General features: G+C 70.3%; 20 protein-coding genes. 7 read left to right on the forward strand and 13 right to left on the reverse strand.

Translation table 11 applies throughout. The annotated features are described in order from the left end of the window. The first annotated feature begins 55 nt into the window (after positions 1 to 55). Entirely contained in the window at positions 56 to 736 is a 681-nt protein-coding gene (locus tag ASE16_RS10440; RefSeq protein WP_082581383.1) for a TetR/AcrR family transcriptional regulator C-terminal domain-containing protein, read from the forward strand. Here the strand turns inward: ASE16_RS10440 and ASE16_RS10445 are convergent. The 3 genes from ASE16_RS10445 to ASE16_RS10455 form a co-directional block, all read right to left on the reverse strand. After that, a complete protein-coding gene (locus ASE16_RS10445; protein ID WP_055894617.1) occupies positions 717 to 1,094 on the reverse strand; it encodes a DUF3566 domain-containing protein in 378 nt (125 codons plus the stop codon). The genes ASE16_RS10440 and ASE16_RS10445 overlap by 20 nt on opposite strands. 80 nt (positions 1,095 to 1,174) lie before the next feature. Further along, positions 1,175 to 1,810 carry a ScbR family autoregulator-binding transcription factor gene (locus ASE16_RS10450; protein WP_055894619.1) on the reverse strand — a complete coding sequence of 212 codons (636 nt, stop codon included), beginning with the start codon at positions 1,808 to 1,810 and terminating at the stop codon, positions 1,175 to 1,177. A gap of 149 nt (positions 1,811 to 1,959) precedes the next feature. Beyond that, positions 1,960 to 2,307: a VOC family protein gene (locus tag ASE16_RS10455; protein WP_055894620.1), complete on the reverse strand. Its 348-nt coding sequence runs from the start codon at positions 2,305 to 2,307 to the stop codon at positions 1,960 to 1,962. A 123-nt stretch (positions 2,308 to 2,430) separates the two neighbouring features. On the opposite strand from ASE16_RS10455, the gene ASE16_RS10460 reads away from it, so the two are divergent. Next, entirely contained in the window at positions 2,431 to 2,826 is a 396-nt protein-coding gene (locus ASE16_RS10460; protein ID WP_055894622.1) for a hypothetical protein, read from the forward strand. A gap of 127 nt (positions 2,827 to 2,953) precedes the next feature. Further along, positions 2,954 to 4,687 carry a ubiquinone-dependent pyruvate dehydrogenase gene (gene poxB / locus ASE16_RS10465; RefSeq protein WP_055894624.1) on the forward strand — a complete coding sequence of 578 codons (1,734 nt, stop codon included), beginning with the start codon at positions 2,954 to 2,956 and terminating at the stop codon, positions 4,685 to 4,687. 3 nt (positions 4,688 to 4,690) lie between these two features. On the opposite strand, the gene ASE16_RS20255 is transcribed toward poxB, so the two are convergent. From ASE16_RS20255 to ASE16_RS10480, 3 genes are all read right to left on the reverse strand, one after another. Beyond that, positions 4,691 to 6,454, reverse strand: coding sequence for an LCP family protein (locus ASE16_RS20255; RefSeq protein WP_055894626.1), 1,764 nt, complete (start codon positions 6,452 to 6,454; stop codon positions 4,691 to 4,693). Positions 6,455 to 6,555: 101 nt separating this feature from the next. After that, complete coding sequence (locus tag ASE16_RS10475) at positions 6,556 to 7,122, reverse strand: MarR family winged helix-turn-helix transcriptional regulator (protein ID WP_082581384.1); 567 nt, start codon at positions 7,120 to 7,122, stop codon at positions 6,556 to 6,558. 92 nt (positions 7,123 to 7,214) lie between these two features. After that, positions 7,215 to 7,811 carry a hypothetical protein gene (locus ASE16_RS10480; protein ID WP_235500456.1) on the reverse strand — a complete coding sequence of 199 codons (597 nt, stop codon included), beginning with the start codon at positions 7,809 to 7,811 and terminating at the stop codon, positions 7,215 to 7,217. 135 nt (positions 7,812 to 7,946) lie between these two features. Here ASE16_RS10480 and ASE16_RS10485 point away from each other — a divergent pair, with 135 nt between their 5' ends. Together ASE16_RS10485 and ASE16_RS10490 are read left to right on the forward strand one after the other, a co-directional pair. Further along, positions 7,947 to 8,690, forward strand: coding sequence for a hypothetical protein (locus ASE16_RS10485; protein WP_055894628.1), 744 nt, complete (start codon positions 7,947 to 7,949; stop codon positions 8,688 to 8,690). A 122-nt stretch (positions 8,691 to 8,812) separates the two neighbouring features. Beyond that, positions 8,813 to 9,385: an NADPH-dependent FMN reductase gene (locus ASE16_RS10490; RefSeq protein ID WP_055894631.1), complete on the forward strand. Its 573-nt coding sequence runs from the start codon at positions 8,813 to 8,815 to the stop codon at positions 9,383 to 9,385. A gap of 97 nt (positions 9,386 to 9,482) precedes the next feature. On the opposite strand, the gene ASE16_RS10495 is transcribed toward ASE16_RS10490, so the two are convergent. From ASE16_RS10495 to ASE16_RS10505, 3 genes are all read right to left on the reverse strand, one after another. Next, entirely contained in the window at positions 9,483 to 10,259 is a 777-nt protein-coding gene (locus ASE16_RS10495) for a DNA-formamidopyrimidine glycosylase family protein (RefSeq protein ID WP_055894633.1), read from the reverse strand. 12 nt (positions 10,260 to 10,271) lie between these two features. Beyond that, complete coding sequence (locus ASE16_RS10500; protein ID WP_055894635.1) at positions 10,272 to 15,035, reverse strand: DEAD/DEAH box helicase; 4,764 nt, start codon at positions 15,033 to 15,035, stop codon at positions 10,272 to 10,274. A 74-nt stretch (positions 15,036 to 15,109) separates the two neighbouring features. After that, positions 15,110 to 15,760 carry an alpha/beta hydrolase gene (locus ASE16_RS10505; protein ID WP_055894636.1) on the reverse strand — a complete coding sequence of 217 codons (651 nt, stop codon included), beginning with the start codon at positions 15,758 to 15,760 and terminating at the stop codon, positions 15,110 to 15,112. Positions 15,761 to 15,878: 118 nt separating this feature from the next. On the opposite strand from ASE16_RS10505, the gene ASE16_RS10510 reads away from it, so the two are divergent. Continuing rightward, positions 15,879 to 16,454 carry an NUDIX hydrolase family protein gene (locus tag ASE16_RS10510; protein ID WP_055894637.1) on the forward strand — a complete coding sequence of 192 codons (576 nt, stop codon included), beginning with the start codon at positions 15,879 to 15,881 and terminating at the stop codon, positions 16,452 to 16,454. 92 nt (positions 16,455 to 16,546) lie between these two features. Beyond that, positions 16,547 to 16,954 carry a UBP-type zinc finger domain-containing protein gene (locus ASE16_RS10515; RefSeq protein WP_055894638.1) on the forward strand — a complete coding sequence of 136 codons (408 nt, stop codon included), beginning with the start codon at positions 16,547 to 16,549 and terminating at the stop codon, positions 16,952 to 16,954. A gap of 40 nt (positions 16,955 to 16,994) precedes the next feature. On the opposite strand, the gene ASE16_RS10520 is transcribed toward ASE16_RS10515, so the two are convergent. From ASE16_RS10520 to ASE16_RS10535, 4 genes are all read right to left on the reverse strand, one after another. Beyond that, positions 16,995 to 17,816 (reverse strand): alpha/beta fold hydrolase, encoded by an 822-nt coding sequence (locus ASE16_RS10520; protein ID WP_055894640.1) that lies wholly within the window; start codon positions 17,814 to 17,816, stop codon positions 16,995 to 16,997. Positions 17,817 to 17,967: 151 nt separating this feature from the next. Beyond that, the gene (locus ASE16_RS10525; protein WP_055894643.1) at positions 17,968 to 18,486 is read right to left on the reverse strand and encodes a GNAT family N-acetyltransferase; all 519 of its coding nucleotides are present in this window, start codon (positions 18,484 to 18,486) and stop codon (positions 17,968 to 17,970) included. Between the two features lie 33 nt (positions 18,487 to 18,519). Further along, positions 18,520 to 19,092, reverse strand: a complete 573-nt coding sequence (locus tag ASE16_RS10530; protein ID WP_055894645.1) for a M15 family metallopeptidase — start codon at positions 19,090 to 19,092, stop codon at positions 18,520 to 18,522. 176 nt (positions 19,093 to 19,268) lie between these two features. Further along, on the reverse strand, positions 19,269 to 20,942 hold the full coding sequence (locus ASE16_RS10535; protein ID WP_055894646.1) for a DEAD/DEAH box helicase: 1,674 nt from the start codon (positions 20,940 to 20,942) through the stop codon (positions 19,269 to 19,271). Positions 20,943 to 21,020 lie beyond the last annotated feature (78 nt).

Below are 21,020 nucleotides of genomic sequence, written 5' to 3' on the forward strand. Positions count from 1 at the left end.
TCAACGGTGTCACCTGAACACCGTTCACCTGAACAGTGTTCACTATACTGGCGTCGTGACGGAAACGGAAAGCACCGGCAGGCGGCACACCCGCGACGACGTGGCGCGCACTGCCCTGCGCATCCTCGACGACCACGGATTGCCCGACCTCACCATGCGCCGCCTCGCCTCCGCCCTCGACGTGCAGCCGAGCGCCCTCTACTGGCACTTCCCGAACAAGCAGACCCTCCTCGCCGAGCTCGCCGACCGCATCGTCGCCAACGGCCGCCCGGCTCTCGCATCCCGTGCCGGCAGCACCGCACGCGTCGAGGGCGGTGCAGCCCCCACCACATCCACCGCCCCCGCAGACACCACCGCCCCCGGCTGGATGCACGCCACCCGCACAGAAGCCGCCTCACTCCGGGATGCGCTCCTCGCATACCGCGACGGCGCCGAAGTGGTCTCCAGCACCTTCGCGCTCGGCCTCGGCTCGACGCAAGCCGTCGACAGGCTCGCGTCCGCCGTCGCGCTCGGCGGTTTCGACGACGACACGAGCCGCAGGGCGGCCACCGCGCTGCTGCATTTCATCCTTGGACACGTCTCGCACGAGCAGCAGCGGATCCAGTACGACAGCATCGGCGTCCTCGCCGCCGGCGCGGCCGTCTCCCCGCTGGACGAGGACGACCCGGCCGCCGCCTTCGGGTTCGGCGTCGACCTGCTGGTCGGCGGACTGGAGTTCAGTCGCTCCCGAAGGTGAGCTTCCACCCGCCGACGACGCGGGTGGCGAGGTTGAACAGGGCGGCGAAGATCGCACCGAGCGCCGACACCACGATGAGTTCGAGCAGCGCCACCACCAGCGTGAAGGTGATCACATTCGCGAACGTCAGGTCGGCGACCAGGGCGGAGCCCTGCGACCCGGCGATGCTCTCCAGGAAGTCGCGGAGGGAGCCGATCGCTCCGAGCCTGTCGAGGACGCTCCACACGAGCAGGGCGATGACGACCGTGATGACGGCGAGGACGAGGGCGACGAGGAACGACATCTTGAGCGCCGACCAGAAGTCGATGTAGACCATGCGCATCACCGCGCGTTTGCCCTTGGTCTTCCGTGCGCTCATTCTCGGCCTCCCCTGATGTTGCTGGTCGCCCGATGATTCAGCGGCGATCCCCCGCAGTCAGTGTAACGGCGGGACGGGGTTCAGGCTCCAGCGACGAGCTGGGGGAGCGTGGACAGTGCCGCATACCGTTCTGCCGGCACGATTCCCGGAAGGATCACGATCCACATCTCGGTGACGCGCTGCAGGAGGTCGGCGCGGTCGGTGAGCGTCTCGGAGACGAGCTGCACGCCCGTGAAGGTCGGGATGAGGAAGTGCGCGAGCATCTCGGGGTCGACGGTGTCGGAGATGTCCCCTTCGGCGATCGCACGCACGGCGAGCTCTTCGAAGGTTCGCAGCCAGTCGTCGTACGGTCCGTCGACGGGCCGCTCGAAGCCGGACCTGTCCGTGGTCAGCCGGATGCCGGCCTTCACCACGGTGTCGGTGAGCAGTTGATGCGCGAGCCCTGCGCAGAGCAGGATCATCGTCTGCAGGGCGGGGAGGTTCCTGCCCAGGATCTCGGCCCCTGACGAGAACGCCCTGGCGTGCTGTTCCTCGATGACCGCGCGCGCGATGTCGTCTTTCGACTGGAAGTGGAAGTACAGAGCGCCTTTGGTGACCGACGACGCCGCTGCGATGTCCGCGATCGAGGCCAGGCCGTATCCGGAGCGTTCGAAGGTCTCCGATGCTCCGAGGATGATGGCGTCTCTGGTTGCCTGGGCGCGCGCCTGTTTGACCATGAGGGTCTCCTGATGAGGACCTCGACGAGGATTCGCGAGGGGAGTGACGGGGGTATGCACACCGTAATCGAGTTTTACGTGCATCGACCGGATGTCCGCGCGGACCGGCTCGTCTAGCGAAACGACCTGTCTGTCGGACGCGCCGCTCCTCACTCGGTGTTGTTCGGCCTCCACACGGCGAACCGATTACCCGACGGATCGAGCAGGTGTGCGAACTGGATCGACCCGTTGTCGACGAGCGGCAGGACGACGGTCGCCCCCAGGCCTTCCGCGCGTTCGACGGCCGAGGCGACATCGTCCACGTGCACGTAGAACACCGCCCACGATCCGCCGCCGACCGCGCTGGTGTCCCACAGTCCGCCGGCGTCTCCGCCGACCATGCGGTATCCGGCGGGAGACGGCGGCCCGATCTGCCACCCGAACAGGCCGGAGTAGAAGGCGGAGCTCGCCTCCGGGTCCGGCGACCCGATCTCGAAGTAATCCACGTCGTTGCTCATGGAGTGATTGTGCGCGCAACCGGGCCCGCGGGCAATGGATGGGGGTGGATGCGGGGGAACCGATGCGGCGGTTATGGATGCGGGATCTTGCTCCCGCGCATCCACTGCCCTAGCGTTGCGGCCGTGACCAGGTACGTGATCGACGCTCCGGCCGCGCTCGACCTCGCGGAGCGCGCTGCAGCGGTCGGTGCGGCGCACAGCCTCGTCGCTCCCGCCCTGCTCAAGTCTCAGGTGCTGACGGCGCTGTACCAGGCGGTCGCGCGCGGCGACCTCACCAGGGCGGACGCCTCCCGACGCCTCGACCACCTGCGCAGTCTGCGCATCCGCTACCTGAGCGACCGCGTCTCGCAGGCGACGGCCTGGAAGATCGCGGATGCCCTCGGCCTGCCGGACACCCTCAACGCCGAGTACATCGCCGTGACGCAACTCCAGGCGGATGCGCTCATCGCCCTCGACCCAGCGCTCGCCGAGGCCGCGGCCGGTCTGGTGCGGGTGGCGCCGACCGGCGAACTGAGCTGAGCCGAGCTGGAGCGGTCGCTCGGGCGGTCGCTGCCACCGTCGCTGCACATCGTCCCACCCCCTCTCCCGCTTCCACCCCTGCCCGGCGTACGTTGGAGTCATCCGACCGATTCCGAGGGAGCGCACTATGCCGACCGTCGCCGACACCATCGTGGAGATCATCAAGGATGCGGGGGTGAAACGGGTCTACGGGCTGCCGGGCGATTCGCTCAACGGGTTCACGGATGCGTTGCGCAGGGACGGGTCCGTGGCGTGGGAGCACGTGCGCCACGAGGAGGCGGCAGCGTTCGCCGCCGCGGCCGAGGCTGCGCTGACCGGTGAGCTGGCCGTGTGCGCCGGCAGCTGCGGGCCCGGCAACCTGCACCTCATCAACGGGCTGTTCGACGCCAACCGCAGCAGAGTGCCCGTGCTCGCCATCGCGGCGCAGATCCCCGGTCCGGAGATCGGCAGCACATACTTCCAGGAGACCCACCCGCAAGACCTGTTCCGCGAGGCCGCGGTGTACACGGAGCTGGTGAGCGTCCCAGAGCAGCTGCCCCGCGTGCTCGAGATCGCCATGCGCACCGCTATCGAGCGCAGAGGCGTCGCGGTGGTCGTCATCCCCGGCGAGATCTTCCTCAAGGACAGCACGGGGCGGCGCAAGTCCGCACCGATCACCTTCTCGCCGCGCGTCACCCGGCCAACCGACCAGGAGCTCAGCGCGGCGGCCGATCTGCTGAACTCGGCCAAGAAGGTCACGATCCTGGGCGGAGCGGGGGTGGAGGGCGCGCATCCACAGCTCGTCGCCATCGCCGAGAAGCTGAAGGCACCCGTCGTGCACGCGCTGCGCGGCAAGGAGTTCATCGAGTACGACAACCCGTACGACGTCGGCATGACCGGCCTGCTCGGGTTCTCCTCCGGCTACCGGGCGATGGAGAGCTGCGACGTGCTGTTGATGCTCGGCACCGACTTCCCGTACCAGCAGTTCTATCCGTCGAAAGCGAAGATCATCCAGGTCGACATCCGCGGAGAGAACCTCGGCAGGCGGACGCCGGTCGACCTCGGGCTGGTGGGCAGCGTCCGCGACACCGTGGATGCGCTGCTCCCGCTGCTGAAGGACCGCACGGACACCAAGCACCTCGACTCGTCCACCGCGCACTACGTCAAGACCCGCAAGAGCCTCGACGACCTCGCGACGAACGACCGCAACCGCACGCCCATCCACCCGCAGTACGTCGCCAAGCTGATCAGTGAGCTCGCGACGGACGACGCAGTCTTCATCCCCGACGTCGGCTCCCCGGTGGTGTGGGCGTCCCGCTACCTGACGATGAACGGCAAGCGCCGGCTGATCGGCTCCTTCTCGCACGGCACGATGGCCAACGCCCTGCCGCACGGCATCGGCGCACAGGCTGCGTTCCCCGGCAGACAGGTGGTCGCGCTCGCCGGAGACGGCGGCCTGGCGATGCTGCTCGGCGAACTGCTCACGCTGCGGCAGAACAAGCTGCCGGTGAAGATCGTGGTGTTCAACAACTCGTCGCTGAACTTCGTCGAGGTGGAGATGAAGGCGGCTGGCTTCGTCAACTTCGGCACAGGGCTCGACAACCCGAACTTCGCCGACGTCGCAAACGCGATGGGCATCCACGGCCAGCGGGTCGAGAAGCCGGACGACCTGCCCGGCGCCCTCCGCGCCGCCTTCGACCACGACGGCCCAGCCCTGGTGGATGTGGTCACCGCCCGCCAGGAGCTGTCCATCCCGCCCGCGATCACCGCGGAGCAGGTCAAGGGCTTCACCCTCTACGCGCTCCGCACGATCATGTCCGGCCGCGGCGACGAGCTCGTCGACCTGGCCGACACGAACGTCTTCCGGCGGCTGTTCGACTAGGGGTCAGTTGATGCAGACCGCGTCGCTGTAGTTCTTCGCGGGCGACGACGGGGTGGGCGCAGGCGCTCCGCCCGACGCCGGTGCGCCGCCCGCGGCGGGAGCGGCGGGCATGATCCCGTCGTCGCCGAGCACCACCGTGACACCGGACACCGACGAGGTCTGCTGCACCGAGGCGCCCGGCAGGTAGGCCGCGACGGCCTTCGCCTGCGACTCCTGGCCGCTCGGGTACTGGATCACCGTGGTCTGCTGGGTGTTCGCATCCCCTGCCGTCCCCGTCTTGAAGCCCGCCGCGGCGAAGGTGGCCGTCGCGGTCCCGGCCGCGCCGTTGGTGCTTCCGCCGTTCAGCACCGTCACGGTGGTGTCTGCCGGCTTCGCCGCCGTCGCCTTCTCGTAGGCGTCCGGCGTGCCCATCAGACTCTGGATGAACGCGGGCATCGCCGCCGTGTCTACCTCGACGATCGACAGATCCTCTCCGTCGACCGTGATCGTCGGGGTGCCGGAGATCGGGATGGTCGCCGACTGGATCTTCCCGCCGGTGAGCCCCTGCATCTGGGCCGCGAGGGAGAGGAAGTTGAGGCCGGGGTCTGTCTCCAGGGAGCCGCTGACCGCATCCAGCACCTTCGACAGCTTGCCAGGGTTCAGCAGGGTTCCTGCCGAGAGGAACTTGTGCGCCTCCACCGACAGGAAGTACTGCTGGCGCACCACCCGGTCGAGGTCGCCCTGCGGCAGACCGTGACGCTGGCGGACGAACGCGAGCGCCTGGTGCGCATCCAGAGTGGACACCCCTGCCGGGAAGTTGGCCTGCGAGAACGGGTCGTCGACCGCCGCGTTCAGGCACACCTGGATGGGGCCGAGCGCCTGCGCGATGTCGTAGAAGCCGAGCAGGGAGATGCGCACGTAGTGGTCGATCGTCAGACCGGTGAGGTTCTGCACCGTCTGGATGAGGAGCTTCGCGCCGCTCGTCGCATCGGTCGCCCCTCCGCCGAGCGAGAAGGCGGCGTTCAGCTTGTTCATGCCATGGCCGGGCACATCCACCCAGGAGTCGCGCGGCAGCGAGATGAGGGTCGCGGACTTACCGTCCGCCGGGATGTGCAGGACCATCATCGTGTCGGTGTTCGTGCCCCCGCCGTCGTCGGTGGTGCCGAGCTGGTCGAGTTCGGCCTGGGATGCGCCGTCCGGGCGGTGGTCGTCGCCGACGAGCAGGATGTTCTGGGCAGAGCCGTCGACGTCGTTCTTCGGCTTGTTCGACTCGGAGATCACGTCGACGTGCTTCACGTTGTTGACGAAGCGGAAGTAGCTGTATGCGGCGTATCCGCCGACCACGACGAGGATCACCGCGAGGCCGAAAGCGGTCCAGCCGATGATGCGCTTGGTGCGGCTGCGGCGCTTGCGCGGCTTGCGGCCGCCGGGGGTGCTACCGCCCTGGGCGCCGGCGCCGGCGCCGTCGCCGCCAGAGCCGCCGTCGCCGCCAGAGCCGCCGTCGCCGCCAGAGACGCCGTTGCCGCCTGAACCGCCATTGCCAGAGCCGCCACGACCGCGACCCGACCCGCCGTTCGCGCCGCCGAACAGCTCATCCATCCCGCCGCCGGCTGCGCCTCCCGCAGCGCCGCCGCCGTACCTGCTGTCGGCCGGACGCGTCGCGCGGACCGGTCGCCGCGGGTCCTGCTGGGGCACGCGTCCGAAGACCTCGGTGGCCGGTTCGCGGTCATCGTGGGGCTCGCGAGGGCCGCGGGGCTCCTCGGGGCTGGGGAAGGTTGGGCGTCGCACACGGAAACGCTATGGGGCGAACCCTGCAAGAGCCCTGGCTATCCATGCATTTCTCGACGAATCGTCAGGGTTTCTGCGACGGCCTCCCAGTCCGGCGCCGATCAGGACGCCGCGGCGCTGCGAACCTCTTCAGCAGCTGGCTCGGGATGCGACTCCTCCGCGTCCGTTCCTGCGCAGTCGTCTGCGCCAAGGTTCTCCGCCTCGTTCGCGGCGATCATCCTCCGCGAGATCTGCAGGAACTCGGCCTGCTGCGCATCGGTGAGCGCGTCGAACAGCACACGCCGGATGGTCGCGGTGTGCTCGGGGAGTGCCCTGACCACCACGCGTCGGCCGTCCCCGGTGAGGTGGATGTAGCTCGCCCGCCTGTCCTCCGCGCACTCCTGCCGCTCGACGAAGCCGCGGGCGGCCATCCTGGTCACCTGGTGCGAGACCCTGCTCTTCTCCCAGCCCGTGACGTCGACCAGTTCGCGCACGCGGAGCCGCCTGCCGGGAGCGCGCACGAGCGCCATGAGCACCTCGAGCTCCGAGATGGAGATGCCGTGATCGCGCTGGAGCTGGGCGTCGAGGGTGCGATCGAAGCCTCTGCGCATCACGTAGAACGCGTTGAAGAGCTCGATCTCGTCGTCGCTCAGCTTCCGCGGGTCGGGACTCTGGCGGACGGAGGACATACCCGTCATCCTCCCACGCCCGCGCTGCCGCGGGGAGTGCGGCTCAGTGCGCCACGTCGTGTCGTCGCGCGGTCGGCGCGGCTCGGCTCGGCTCAGTGCGCCAACTGCTCCAACGCGACCACCGCGACGCCGAGCGCCACGATCGCGGCGAGCACCAGGATGCGTTTCCCCGAGCTGAGGTTCGTGCGCTTCACCGCGAGCTGCGCGATCACCGCCAGCGAGACGATGAGCGCGACCACCCCGACCGTCATCGCGGTGTGCACGGTGACCGCGCCGCCCGCCGCGATGAGCAGCATGATGGCGGGAACGGCGATCACGGTCAGGGCTCTGGATGCGACAGCCACCATGTGCCGGAACTCCCGCGCACTCGGCACCGTGTTGTGCACGATCATGTGCGAGATCAGATCGGAGGCGAGACCGGCGAGGAGCACGCCGCCGACCGAGATCAGCAGCGTCAGCAGCACGTTGAGCGGATCGAGACCGTCGCCGTGCCCGTTCAGTGCCATCAGGATCGCGAGGGCGGTGAAGGTGGCGTAGATGCGCTCGCGCAGCCGGTCGCCGGCCTCCCTGCGCTCGTCGGGGGTGGCGTCGTCGGGGAGTCGGGTGTCGCTCGGTTCGTCTCGCCTGGCCATGCCGTCCCTCGTCTTTCCCGCTTGCACCGTTCGCGTGCGGTCCTGCGTGTCGAGCATATCCGGGCCCCGGTGCGGGCCGGCGTGGCAGGGACGGAGGGGACACAGCCGCCGCACAGCCGATGCCAGGACACTCTCTGTACGGATTCACACACACCCGTCGACGTACCCGCGTCGCCTCGAACGGAGATCACCATGGGATTCCTCGACCGTCTCTTCGGCCGCGAGGAGCAGCAGGCTCCCGCGCAGCGTCCGACCGCCGGCGGATACCCGGCACCCGCATCCCCTGCGCAGGCTGCGACCGCCGCGCCCGCGGCGACCGCCCAGCGTTCCGACGACGAGATCGCCGTGGAGCGCTACCGCTACCTGCTGCGCACCGCTCCGCCGGAGACCATCGAGCAGGTGCACGAGGAGGCGTTCACCAAGCTGACGCCCGAGCAGCGACAGCTCCTGTTCCAGCAGCTTTCGCAGAATGCGCCGGCCGGCGAGCAGCCGCGGGCGGACGACCCGCGGTCCCTCGCCCAGTCGGCCACCCGTGCGGAGCTGCGCCAGCCGGGAACACTCGAACGCTCGCTCGGCGGCGGCATGGGCGGAGGACGCGGCGGCGTCGGCTTCGGCGGGATGTTCGCCAGTTCGCTGCTCGGAAGCGTCGCGGGCTACGTCATCGGCTCCACGATCATGAGCGCGTTCCTGCCGTCGCCTGCCGACCAGCAGGCGGATGCGGGTTCGGGCGACAGCGGTGACGGTTCCGGCGATGCAGGCTCTGGCGATACCGGCTCAGGCGATACCGACTCCGGCGACGCGGGCTCCTCCGACGCCGGTGGCTGGGGCGGCGACGCTGGAACGGTCTCCGCGGACGGCGGCGGCTGGGACAACGGGGGCGGTTTCGGCGACTTCGGCGGCGGTGGCGACTTCGGCGGTGGCGGCGACTTCTTCTAGGCGAAGACGCCGATACCGTCTCAGTGACGGCCGCGTCCGGCAATTCGTGTCAGGTCCGGGAATGTTCTGCGCGCATCCCGGGTTCGCGTTAGGTGACACGTCATCAACACGAAAGGCCTGACATGACGAAGATCGGGATCATCATCGGCAGCACCCGCCCAGGACGCAACGGCGAGGCCGTCGCCCGCTGGGTCTACGACCACGCCGCCAAGCGCGACGGCGTCGAGTACGAGCTGGTTGACCTCAAGGACTGGAACCTTCCGCACCTCGACGAGGCGATGCCCGCCGCGATGGGACAGTACGCCAACGACCACACCAAGGCGTGGGCGGCGAAGATCGACGAGTTCGACGGCTACATCTTCGTCACCCCCGAGTACAACCACAGCACCTCGGGCGCGCTCAAGAACGCGATCGACTTCGTCGGCGCGGAGTGGAACAACAAGGCGGCCGGTTTCGTCAGCTATGGCGTCTTCGGCGGCGCCCGTGCCGTCGAGCACCTGCGCCTGGTGCTGTCGCAGCTCCAGGTCGCGACCGTCAGCGCGCACGTCGGCCTCAGCCTCGCGCACGACTTCGAGAACTGGTCGCTCAACCCCACGGCTCAGCAGGAGGCTGCGCTCACCCCGCTCTTCGACCAGGTCGAGTCCTGGTCGGAGGCCCTCTCCACCCTCCGCACCGCCGAGTCCCTCGCGGCCTAGCCCCCCCTAGCCCCGCAACCATCGAGTCCGAAGTTGTTCGCGCGACACGCCGCGCCCAGCCTGAACAACTTCGGACTCGGCGGTGTGGGTGGCCGGCTCAGGTCTGGCAGGACGGGCAGAAGTAGGTGACGCGCTCCTCCAGGTCGGTGCGACCGAGCGCCGACCGGTGGATGCGCGTGCCGCAGCGACGGCACGGCTCGCCGCGCCTGCCGTATACCCAGCTCGTGCGGCCGCGGCGGGTGTCGCCCGTCGTCACCCGCGTGGAGCGGTCGCGGTTGGCGAGGATGAGCCGTCGCGCCAGAGAGACCGCGGCGGGAATGTCGGCCTCGGCCACCGGCCGCGTCGGCAGCATCCCGCGCAGGAAGCACAGCTCGTTCACGTATTCGTTGCCGAGCCCGGCGAGGTTGCGCTGGTCCAGCAGGGCGACGGCGACAGGCTGCTCAGGATGCGCGGCGAGCCTCCGAACGGCTTCGTCGGCGTCCCAGTCCGGCCCGAGGAGATCGGGGCCGAGGTAGCCGACCACGTCGTCCTCCCTGTCGCGCGGGATCACCTCGAGGATGCCGAGCAGGAAGCCGACGGCGGCCACGTCCTCCGTCCGCAGCACCGCCCTCGCCTCGAACGCCGGGTGCCGCCAGCGCGCGCCAGGTGCGTAGAGCTCCCACGACCCCTCCATCTTGAGGTGGCTGTGGATGGTCGCGTCCCCCACCCGCATCAGCAGGTGCTTTCCCCTGCTGACCACCGTGTCGACGGTTCGGCCGGACAGATCCACGGTCGCGTACGCAGGCACCCGGAAGTCCGTCTCGGTGAGCAGCTTTCCCGCCAGCGCCGCGTCGAGCCGCTTGGCCGCACGCCAGACGGTGTCGCCCTCAGGCATGAGCGCTCCCCGTCACGACCGCAGCCGCAGCCCGCGCGGCGTCGGCAGGAAACCCGCCTCGCCGAGGGCGTCGCCGAGCGGGGTGCCGAGCACGAACGCCCCGTTCACCGTCTCGATCGCGAGCTTGTCGACGCGGCCGCGCGTGATCAGCCCCGCCAGAGCTCGGGAGGCAGCGAGCAGCACGGGACGCGCATCCGGCTGTTCCTGGTCGGCGAAGCACAGCAGGCTCTTGCCTCCGCGCTCGACGTAGATGGTCAGCGCGCCGTCGACCAGCGCGACCAGCGCGCCCGCCTTGCGCCCTGGCCGATGGCCGGTGCCCGCGTCTCCCGGCACGCCGGGCCAGGGCAGCGCGGCCCCGTAGGCGTTGGCCGGGTCCGTCGCGGCCAGCGCGACGGCCTCGAGTGGGGCATCCTGCGTGTGGTCCCTGGCGAACGAGCGCAGCCTGTCCACGGTCGCTCCCGTCGCGAACTGTGCGCCGCCCAGGGTCTCGACGAAGTAGCCGCGTCGCGCCCTCCCCGTCTCCTCGAACCCGCTCAGCACCTTGTACGCCAGGGCGAAGCCGCCGGGAGAGCCCTCGTTCATCACCGAGCCGCGCGTGACGACGCCGTAGCGGTCGAGCAGCGTCTCCGCCTGCCCGTGCGCGCGCACCGTCGAGGTCAGGTCGCGCTCCGGAAGCAGCGACCAGCGACCGGCGACGGTCGGCGGGCCCATCCTGGTCACCATCGCGGAGCGGGCGGCGGTGCGCCCTCGGTAGAGGCGCGACCTCGGCGCCTGCTTCGGCCGTTTGTGGGCTCCGGATGCGCCGGTCATCGTGCGCAGCGGAGCGAGCGTGTCGTTGGTGATCCGCCCGTCCCACACCAGATCCCAGAGCGCGGTGACGAGCGCCGTGTCGTCGACCGGCGATCCAGCGGCGGAGCCGAGCGCGTCGGAGAGCTGCCGGAAGAAGTAGCCGCCGCCCAACCCGAGCGCGTCCAGGACGGCCCGCTGCAGTTCGTCCGTCTCGTGGTCGCCCTCCGGGGCGAGCGTGAGCGGCGCCGAGTCGGCGAGGTGCAGGCTGATCCAGCCGTCGCTGCCGGGCAGAGCGCCGTCTCCGGCCCAGATCACCTCGCCGGTCGCCGTCAGCTCGTCCAGCATGGCCGGACTGTAGTCGCTCACCCTGCTGGGCAGGATCAGCGACTCCCACGCCGAGGCCGGGATGCGCGCCCCGGCGAGCTGCTCGACCACCGACGCCACAGCATCCACGCCCCGCAGGGTTCCGCCGATGTGCTGCCAGTCGGGCAGGAACCGGGCGAATGTGACGGTGTCGACGGGCTCCACCTCGTGGCGGAGCGCTGCGAGGGACATGCGCCGCAGCCGGCGGAGAACCTCGGCGTCGCACCACTCTGAGCCGTGTGCGTGCGGACGGAACTCGCCGTCGACCACGCGCCTGTCGTGGGCGAGCCGGCGGAGCGCGTCGTGCACGATGGCGGTGCCGAGCCCGAACCGCTCCGCGACGTCCGCCGTGACGAACGGGCCGTGCGTGCGCGCGAACCGGCTGACCAGGTCGCCGAGCGGGTCGTCCACCGGCTCGATGAACGCGACGGGCACGCCGATCGGCAGCGGGACGCCGAGCGCGTCGCGCAGTCGGCTGGCGTCCTCGATCGTGGCGAAGCGCTGCACGCCGGCGATGTGCACGGAGAGCGCGCGCTTGGCGTCGACCAGTGCGGCGAGGTGGGCGGCCGCTGTCGCGACGTCGGCCGCGGGAGGGGCCGGCGGCTCGTCGGCGGCGTCACCGGCACCGGCTGTCTCTGCAGCCGCGACCCTGGCAGCGGCGACCTCTGCACCGGCTACCTCTGCCGCCGCAGCCCCCTGCAGCCGCTCCGCGACCTCCTCCGCAGACAGCGGTCCGAGCATCCTGAGCAGGTCGGCGACGCCCTCGATCCCGCGCACCCTGCGCTCCGGCGCGATCCGCTGCAGTTCGCGCTCCACGCGCTCGATCACGGCAGGGTCGAGCAGCTCGCGCAGCTCGGCGCGTCCGAGCAGCTCGGCGAGCAGTCCGGCGTCGAGCGACAGCGCGGCCGCGCGGCGCTCGGCGAGCGGGCTGTCTCCCTCGTACATGAACGCCGCGACGTACCCGAACAGCAGCGAGCGGGCGAACGGCGACGCGGACTCCGTACTCGCCTCCACCAGCCGGATGCGGCGCTGAGCGATCTGCTGGGTCACGTCGTCGAGCGCGGGCAGGTCGTAGACGTCCTGCAGGCACTCGCGCACCGTCTCGAGGATGATCGGGAAGCTCGGATACTTGCGCGCCACATCCAGCAGCTGCGAAGCCTTCTGCCGTTGCTGCCAGAGCGGAGACCGCTTGCCGGGGTTGTACTTCGGCAGCAGGAGCGCCCTGGCCGCGCATTCGCGGAAGCGGGCGGCGAACAGGGCGGAGCCGCCGACCTCCTCGGTGACCAGCGCATCCAGCTCCTGCGGCTCGAACACGAACAGCTCGGCGCCCGGCGGCTGGGATTCCGCGTCGGGAATACGAACGATGATGCCGTCGTCCGCCGCCATCGCCCCACCGTCGATGCCGTACCGGTCGCGCACCCGCGACTGCACCGCCAGCGCCCACGGGGAGTGCACCTGCATTCCGTACGGGGAATGCAGGACGACGCGCCAGTCGCCGAGCTCGTCGCGGAAGCGCTCGACCACCAGCGTGCGATCGGTCGGCACGTGCCCTGTGGCGGTCTTCTGCTCCTTCAGGAAGGCGAGCAGGTTGCCGGTGGCCCAGTTGTCCAGCCCCGCCTCCACGCAGCGCAGCTCGGCGTCCGCGTCGGACGCGCTGCTCACCTCGCGCACGAACTCGCCGATGGCGCGACCGAGCTCCGCCGGCCGCCCGAGCCCGTCGCCCTTCCAGAACGGCAGCCGCCCAGGCTCCCCGAACGCTGGCGTCACGAGCACCCTGTCGTGCGTGATCTCCTGGATGCGCCAGCTCGTCGATCCGAGCGCGAACACATCTCCGACGCGCGACTCGTAGACCATCTCCTCGTCGAGCTCGCCGACCCTGCTGGCCTTCTCGCCCACCATGTAAACGCCGAACAGGCCGCGGTCCGGGATGGTTCCACCGCTCGTCACCGCCAGCCGTTGCGCTCCTGGACGGCCGGTGAGGGTTCCGGCATCCCTGTCCCAGACGATGCGCGGCCGCAGCTCGGCGAACTCGTCGGACGGGTAGCGTCCGGCGAGCAGGTCGAGCGTGGCGTCGTATGCGCTGCGCGGCAGGGTGGCGAACGGCGCGCTGCGGCGGACGGTGTCGAACCACTCGTCGGCGTCGATCGGTTCGAGCGCTGTCGCCGCGACGGTCTGCTGCGCCAGGATGTCGAGCGGGTTCGCCGGGACCCGCAGCGTCTCGATCAGGCCGGAGGTCATCCGCTCGCTGGCGACGGCCGAGTGGATGAGGTCGGCCCTGTGCTTGGGGAACACCACGCCGCGCGACACCTCGCCCACCTGGTGACCGGCGCGACCGACCCGCTGCAGCCCGCTCGCGACCGATGGTGGAGATTCCACCTGCACCACGAGGTCGACGGCGCCCATGTCGATGCCGAGTTCCAGGCTCGACGTCGCGACGACGCAGCGCAGCCGCCCCGCCTTGAGGTCGTCCTCGATGATGGCGCGCTGTTCCTTGCTGACAGACCCGTGGTGCGCGCGGGCGAGCACGAGCGAGCCTGGCTCGTCGGCGAGAGCTTCCTGCTGGCCACGCGATCCGCTGGTCTGGCCGGACGCGCCCGCCAGCTCGGCAGGCGGCCGGGTCTGCGGCACGAAGTCGTCCGGCATCCCGGCGTCTCGACCGCCCAGGATGCGCTCCTCGTAGATCTCGTTGAGACGTGCGGTCAGTCGTTCGGCGAGGCGACGGGAGTTGGCGAACACGATCGACGACCGGTGTTCCAGCACCCTGTCGACGATGGCCTCCTCGACGTGCGGCCAGATCGAACCGGCCTGCGGGGCGGAACCGTCGTCGTTGTCGCTCGCGAACGTCGACGTGCCGAGTTCGCTCATGTCCTCGACGGGGACCACGACGCGCAGATCGAACCGTTTGCCGGACGGCGGCGCGACCACCTCCACAGGCGAGCGCCCGCCGAGGAAGCGGGCGACCTCCTCCGGCGGCCGGACCGTGGCGGAGAGCCCGATCCGCTGCGCCGGGGTGGTGAGCATCGCATCCAGTCGTTCGAGCGACAGGGCGAGGTGGGCGCCGCGCTTGGTGGCCGCGACGGCGTGCACCTCGTCGATGATGATCGTCTCGACGCCGGCCAGCGTCTCGCGCGCCGCCGAGGTGAGCATGAGGAACAGCGACTCCGGCGTGGTGATCAGGATGTCCGGCGGAGTGGAGACGAGTGCGCGACGGTCGGCGGAGGTGGTGTCTCCCGAGCGCACGCCGACCGTGACGTGCGGCGGCTCGGCCCCGAGCCGCTTGGCGGTCTGCGTGACGCCGACGAGCGGAGCGCGTAGGTTGCGCTCCACGTCGACGCCGAGCGCCTTCAGCGGTGAGATGTAGAGGACGCGGGTGCCGCGTTTGGCTGGGCCGGGCGTGCCCTTCGATGCTGTGCCATCGGCCGCGCGGTCGGCGGCGGCCAGCCTGTCGATCGCCCAGAGAAACGCCGCGAGCGTCTTGCCCGAACCGGTCGGCGCGATGACGAGCGCGTGCCTGCCGCGGGAGATCGCATCCCACGCCCCGATCTGGGCGGGCGTCGGCGCGTCGAAGGCCCCGCTGAACCACTCACGGGTGGCGGGGGAGAACCGTTCGAGCACGTCGCTCATCCCTCCATCCAACACCCGACCGCCGACATCGTGGACCGTCGACGTGGACTGTCCGAACCAATGGATGCGCGCGGTCAGCCCCGCAGGACGCTCCGGATGAACGCGGACACGTCCGCCAGCTCCGCCGACGAGATGTTGTGCCCCATTCCCTCGTAGATGCGCGCATCCAGGGTCGAGTGCTCCGGCAGCCAGTCGGAGGTGCGGTCGACGGCGTCGGACGAGATCACCTCGTCGAGGGTGCCGCGCCCCCAGAACACAGGGACGCGGGTATCGGTGAGCTCCGCATCCCCCGCCTGCTCGCCGTGGACGACGAAGCCGGAGAGCTGCACGGCGTACTCGAAGCGCTCCGGCGCGAGCCGGAGGAGCTGCAGCGCGAGCGCCCCGCCCTGGGAGAAGCCGAGCAGCCCCGTCGGGGTCTGCGGCTGCTCGTCGAGCCAGTCGAGAACGGCGAGGGCGGCGGCGTCCGCGTTCGCGGCGAGCGGGTCGCCAGGCACGTTCGTGTAGCGCGAGAACCACGCGAACCCCTGGCCCTCGGGGATCGGTGCGCGCACAGAGGCGATCACCGGCTCGAGCGGCAGGTAGGCGGAGATGCCGAACAGGTCGGCCTCGTCCGAGGCGTAGCCGTGCAGGAGGACGAGCAGCGGGCGGCCGGCTCTGTCGCGCTCCGACGCGGACCACAGCACCGCGTCCCTGTCGATGCGGAGTTCCGGGGTCGGGAATGGCATCCTTCATTCTGGCGTGATCGCACGCGCGATTCCTCCACAGCGCGGCGATCTCGTGCCTTTTCCACAGCATCCGGCTGCGTGGGTGTCTGTGCATCCTGCGACTCCGTAGGATCGGTGCATGAGCGTGCGCACCCCAGACCCGACACCTGATCCGCTGCCGGACGATGGCCGGCAACATGGGCCGGCCTGGCTGAGCGACATCGAGCTGGAGCAGGTGCGTCGCCGCCTCCCTCTGCTCTACGTGGAGGCCGTGCCCGTGCGCGTCGACGGGCTCGGGCAGGTCACAGAGCTCGGCGTGCTGCTGCGCGCCAACGCGGTGGGGGAGATGACCCGCACGCTGGTGTCCGGCCGCGTCATGTACGGGGAGACGCTGCGCGAGGCGCTGTTCCGGCACCTGGAGAAGGACCTCGGGCCGATGGCGTTCCCGCAGCTCCCGGCCAGCCCCATCCCGTTCCAGGTGGCGGAGTACTTCCCGATGCCGGGCGTCACGCCGTTCACCGACGACCGGCAGCACGCGGTGTCTCTGGCGTACGTCGTACCCGTCACGGGCACCTGCGAGCCGCGGCAGGATGCGCTCGAACTCACCTGGATGACCCCGGAGGAGGCGATGTCTCCCACGGTGTCCGAGGAGATGGAGGGCGGCAGGGGAGTGCTGCTCAAGGCCGCGCTTGCCTCGGTGGGGCGCATCGTCTAGAGCGGGACGGCGTCGAGAGCGGGCAGCGTCGAGAGCGGGACGGCGTCGAGAGCGGGCAGCGTCGAGAGCGGAACAGAGCGAAGGGATGCAGCATGAGCGACAGCCACGGCACGAAGGATGACAACGACGGCAGCGGCGGCTTTCACGCCATCGACCAGAGCGTTCCGCCGTCCGGCACGGGATGCGTGGAGTGCGACCGCGACGGTAGCTGGTGGGTGCACCTCCGCCGCTGCGCAGCCTGCGGGCACATCGGCTGCTGCGACGATTCGATCAACCGCCACGCCACCGCGCACGCTGAGCAGACCGGACACAGGATCATCCAGAGCTTCGAGCCTGGCGAGGACTGGTTCTGGGACTACACAGAGCAGCGGTTCGTCTCCGGCCCGCGGCTCGCGCCGCCGGACAGCAGGCCGGAGTCCCAGCCGGTCCCCGGCCCTGCGGGCCGGGTGCCGGAGAACTGGCTGGAGATCGTTCAGTCGCAGGACGGGCCGCACACCTGACCTGTGCCGCGCCGACCGGCACAGGTCAGCGCGGCGGGACTCACCCGGCGATGAACGCCAGGATGTCCTTGTCGAGGGCCTCCTGATACGCGCCGTAGATACCGTGCGGGGCACCGGGGTACACCTTCAGCGTGCCGTGCGCCACCAGGTCGATCGCCTTGTGCGCAGCGTCGGCGATCGGCACGATCTGGTCGTCGTCGCCCTGCGCGATCAGGATGGGGACGTCGAGCGCCTTCAGGTCGTCGGTGAAATCGGTCTCCGAGAACGCCTTGACGCAGTCGTACGCGGCGGTCAGGCCGACGAGCATCCCCTGGCGCCAGAAGTCGTATGTCGCTCCGTTCGACACCTGCGCTCCGTCGCGGTTCCCTCCGTAGAACGGGATCGCCAGGTCGAGGTAGAACTGCGACCGGTCCTTCAGCACACCGGCACGGATCTCGTCGAACGCCTCGATCGGGGTGCCGTCCGGGTTGCTGTCCGACTTGACCATGATCGGCGGCACGGCCCCCGCGGTGATGACCTTCACCACCCTGCCGACTCCGTGCTGCGCAGCGTAGCGGACGACTTCGCCCCCACCGGTCGAGTGCCCGATCACGACGAGGTCGTGCAGATCGAGCTGCTCGACCAGCTCGGCGAGGTCACGGGCGTACGTGTCCATGTCGTTGCCCGTGTACGGCTGGGACGAGCGCCCGTGTCCGCGGCGGTCGTGGGCGATGGCGCGGTAGCCGTTGTCGGCGAGGAGCTTGAGCTCGACCTGCCAGGCGTCGGAGCTGAGCGGCCAGCCGTGGCTGAGGACGACCGGCTGCCCCTCGCCCTGGTCGGTGTAGTAGATCTGGGTTCCGTCTGAGGTGGTGATGTACGGCATGTGCGCTCTCCTTGGGTTCGGTGCTGTGCGAACTCGCTGCAGGACGACGGCGACGGTGCTGCCAGCTCCGACGATACGACCGGATGCGCGCAGAGGGATAGGGCGATTCGCGAGAATTCGGCCGTCGTTCGCCTGACGGTTCTCTGGCGCCTCAGGCGCGCGTGGAGTACAGGGCGCAGGTCACGTCGTAGTAGCGGTCACTGAGACCGTGGGCGTGCATCCCGAGTCGCAGGCACACGCCCTGCGAGGCGACGTTGTCCGGCGCGGTGACGGCGACCACCTCGTCGATGCCGGAGTCGAGCGCGTGACGCAGCACGATCGCCGCCGCCTCTGTCGCGTAGCCGTGCCCCCAGGCGTCGGGGTGGAAGTGCCAGCCGATCTCGGTGTCGTCCCGTTCGACGCCGACGGATGCGGGGATCGCTTTGAGCAGGACGGTGCCGACCTGCGCACCCGTCTCCCGCTCGACGACCACCCAGTAGCCGTGCACCGGATGCTCGTGGCCGCGCAGGCGTTCGATCAGGGCGACGGCCTGCGCCGGGTCCGTCATCACCTTCGGCTCACGGCCGATGTAGCGCTGCACCTCCCACCGGGAGTAGAGATCGAACGCGAAGTCGGCGTCAGCGGCCTCCCATCCGCGGAGGGCGAGGCGGTCGGTCTCGAAGGTGCGCATCGCACGATTATCGCTCGGGATGTGGGCGCTGCGTCAGCCGGCGGTCCCGTCCGTGAGCTGCGCGGGGCACTCCCCAGACCCGTCACCGAGCAGCTCGAAGTGCCATGCCTCGTTCGCGTACACCTGGCAGAGTCCGTACTCCGCGCCGAAACGGCTGAGCCAGTCCATCGCGTCCGCCGTGGCGATGTCGACGGCATCGCCACGGAGGTGCTTCGACTGGTCGCCGCTTTTCACCCACTTGCTCGCCTCCTCCTCGCTGCCGTACTTCGTGACGGCCTGGTCGAAGAGGTACTGCTGGTAGCGCTCGCTGCGCCAGCCGTCCGTGAGGGTGAAGGCGACGTCGCGGTCGGCGGCGTCCTCTGCGGCGCGGTCGAGCGCATCCCGGAGCTGAGGGTCGAGCTTCGTGACGGCCGGCACGTCGTCGGTCAGCGCAACGGTCTCGCCGACCGGGATGTAGCCGTCGTCCGGCCCGAGGTCGGAGGGGTTCGTGACCGGCGGCACGGATCCCGGGCCGGCTGCCGTGCCAGGACCGGCGGACGTGCATCCGGCGATCGTGGCGGCCAGCGCGACGGCGGCGAGGGTGGTGATGATGGTTCTCCGGTTCACGGGGTCCTTTCGGGTCGGCTTCCAGCCTCTCCCGCGTCCGGTCCGCCCCGAGTCGGCCCAGGGATGCAACCCTGTCCGTCGTGGGGATGACCCCGGTGAACGAACAAAGCCCAGCCTTCTCAGTGGTCCTCAGGACCGCGAGAAGGCTGGGCTCGATCTAAGCCTGTTGCGGGTGATCAGCCGCGGGCGCGGCGCGTGCCGTTGCCGCGCTGCGTGCTGCCGCCGACGAGACTGCCGACGCGCAGGCCGCCGCCGTTGCCGCTACGCTGGCCGCCGCCGTTGCCGGAGCGCTGGCCGCCGGATGCGCTGCCGGAACGCTGTCCGCCAGAGGCGCCGGCGCCCGACCCGTGCGAGGTCGTGGCCGCTGCGCCGCGCGCGCCGGCGGCGCGCCCTGAACGGTCGCGGCGCGGACGCCCGGCCTCGCCGGATGCGCTGCGCTGGCCGTCACGGACCTGGCCGTCGCGACCGCGTCCGCCGTCGCCGCGTCCAGCGTCGCTGCCGCGCGCTGCGTCGCCGCCGCGTCCTCCGCGACCACGACCGCCGCCGCGTCCAGCGCGCTCGCCGTCGGCTCCGCCGTCGCGCTGCGCACGCTTGCGCTGCGCGTTCGCGCCCTGGGACTGACCGCCGCCGCGCTGCTGCTGCTGCACGGCCTCCTTCGGAGAGGGCTTCACGTACGCGGCCGTCTCACCGACGAGGGTGACGACCGCGGCAGAATCTGCGGTGACCGTCTGCGGGGAGACGTCGATGGCCGCCTTGCGGAGCAGCGTCTTCACGTCGGACTTCTGCGACGACAGCATCACCGTCACCACGTCGCCGGAGCTTCCTGCCCGGGCGGTGCGGCCGGAGCGGTGCAGGTATGCCTTGTGCTCCATCGGCGGGTCGACGTGCACGACCAGCTCGACGTTGTCGACGTGCACACCGCGGGCGGCGACATCGGTGGCCACAAGCACGCGCACATCCCCTGCGCCGAACGCGGCGAGGTTGCGGTCGCGGGCGACCTGCGACAGGTTGCCGTGCAGGTCGACGGCCGGGATGCCGGAGGCGGTGAGCTGCTTGGCGAGCTTCTTCGCGTGGTGCTTGGTCCTGGTGAACAGGATGCGGCGGCTCGCGCCGGAGGCGAGCTTCTCGACCAGGTCCTTCTTGGCTTCGAGGGAGTCGACCTCGAAGACGTGGTGGGTCATCGCATCCACGTGGCTGGTGGCGTCGTCGACCGAGTGCAGCACCTCGTTGCTGAGGAACTTCTTGACGATCTTGTCGACGCCGTTGTCCAGGGTCGCCGAGAACAGCAGGCGCTGGCCACCGGTCGGCGTCTTGTCCAGGATGCGCGTGACGACCGGCAGGAAGCCGAGGTCGGCCATGTGGTCGGCCTCGTCGAGCACGGTGATCTCCACGGCGTCGAGCGAGACGAAGCCCTGCTTCATCAGGTCTTCGAGGCGTCCGGGGCAGGCGACGACGATGTCGACGCCGTCCTTGAGCGCCGCCACCTGGCGCTGCTGGGAGACACCGCCGAAGATCGTGGTGGTCTTCAGGCCGTACGCGTCGGCGAGCGGCTGCATCGTGGCGGAGATCTGGGTGGCGAGCTCGCGGGTCGGTGCGAGCACCAGGCCGAGCGGGCGGCCGGAGCGGCGCTTGCCGCCGGCGAGCTTGGTGCCGAGTCGCGCGGCCATGGGCAGCGCGAACGCGATGGTCTTGCCGGAGCCGGTCTTGCCGCGGCCGAGGACGTCGCGTCCGGCCAGGGTGTCAGGCAGGGTGTCGGCCTGGATGGGGAACGGCTCCGTCTTGCCGTCTGCCGTGAGCACGGCGACGAGAGGAGCTGGCACGCCGAGACCGGCGAAAGTGTTCTGAGACAAAGGTGGTGCCTTTCGGGCATCAGGACCCCGGGCATCCATGCGATGCGGGTTCGGGGCAGTAGTGGCGAAGGTGCCGAG

It is taken from the genome of Leifsonia sp. Root227, assembly GCF_001428745.1.
Lineage (GTDB): Bacteria > Actinomycetota > Actinomycetes > Actinomycetales > Microbacteriaceae > Leifsonia.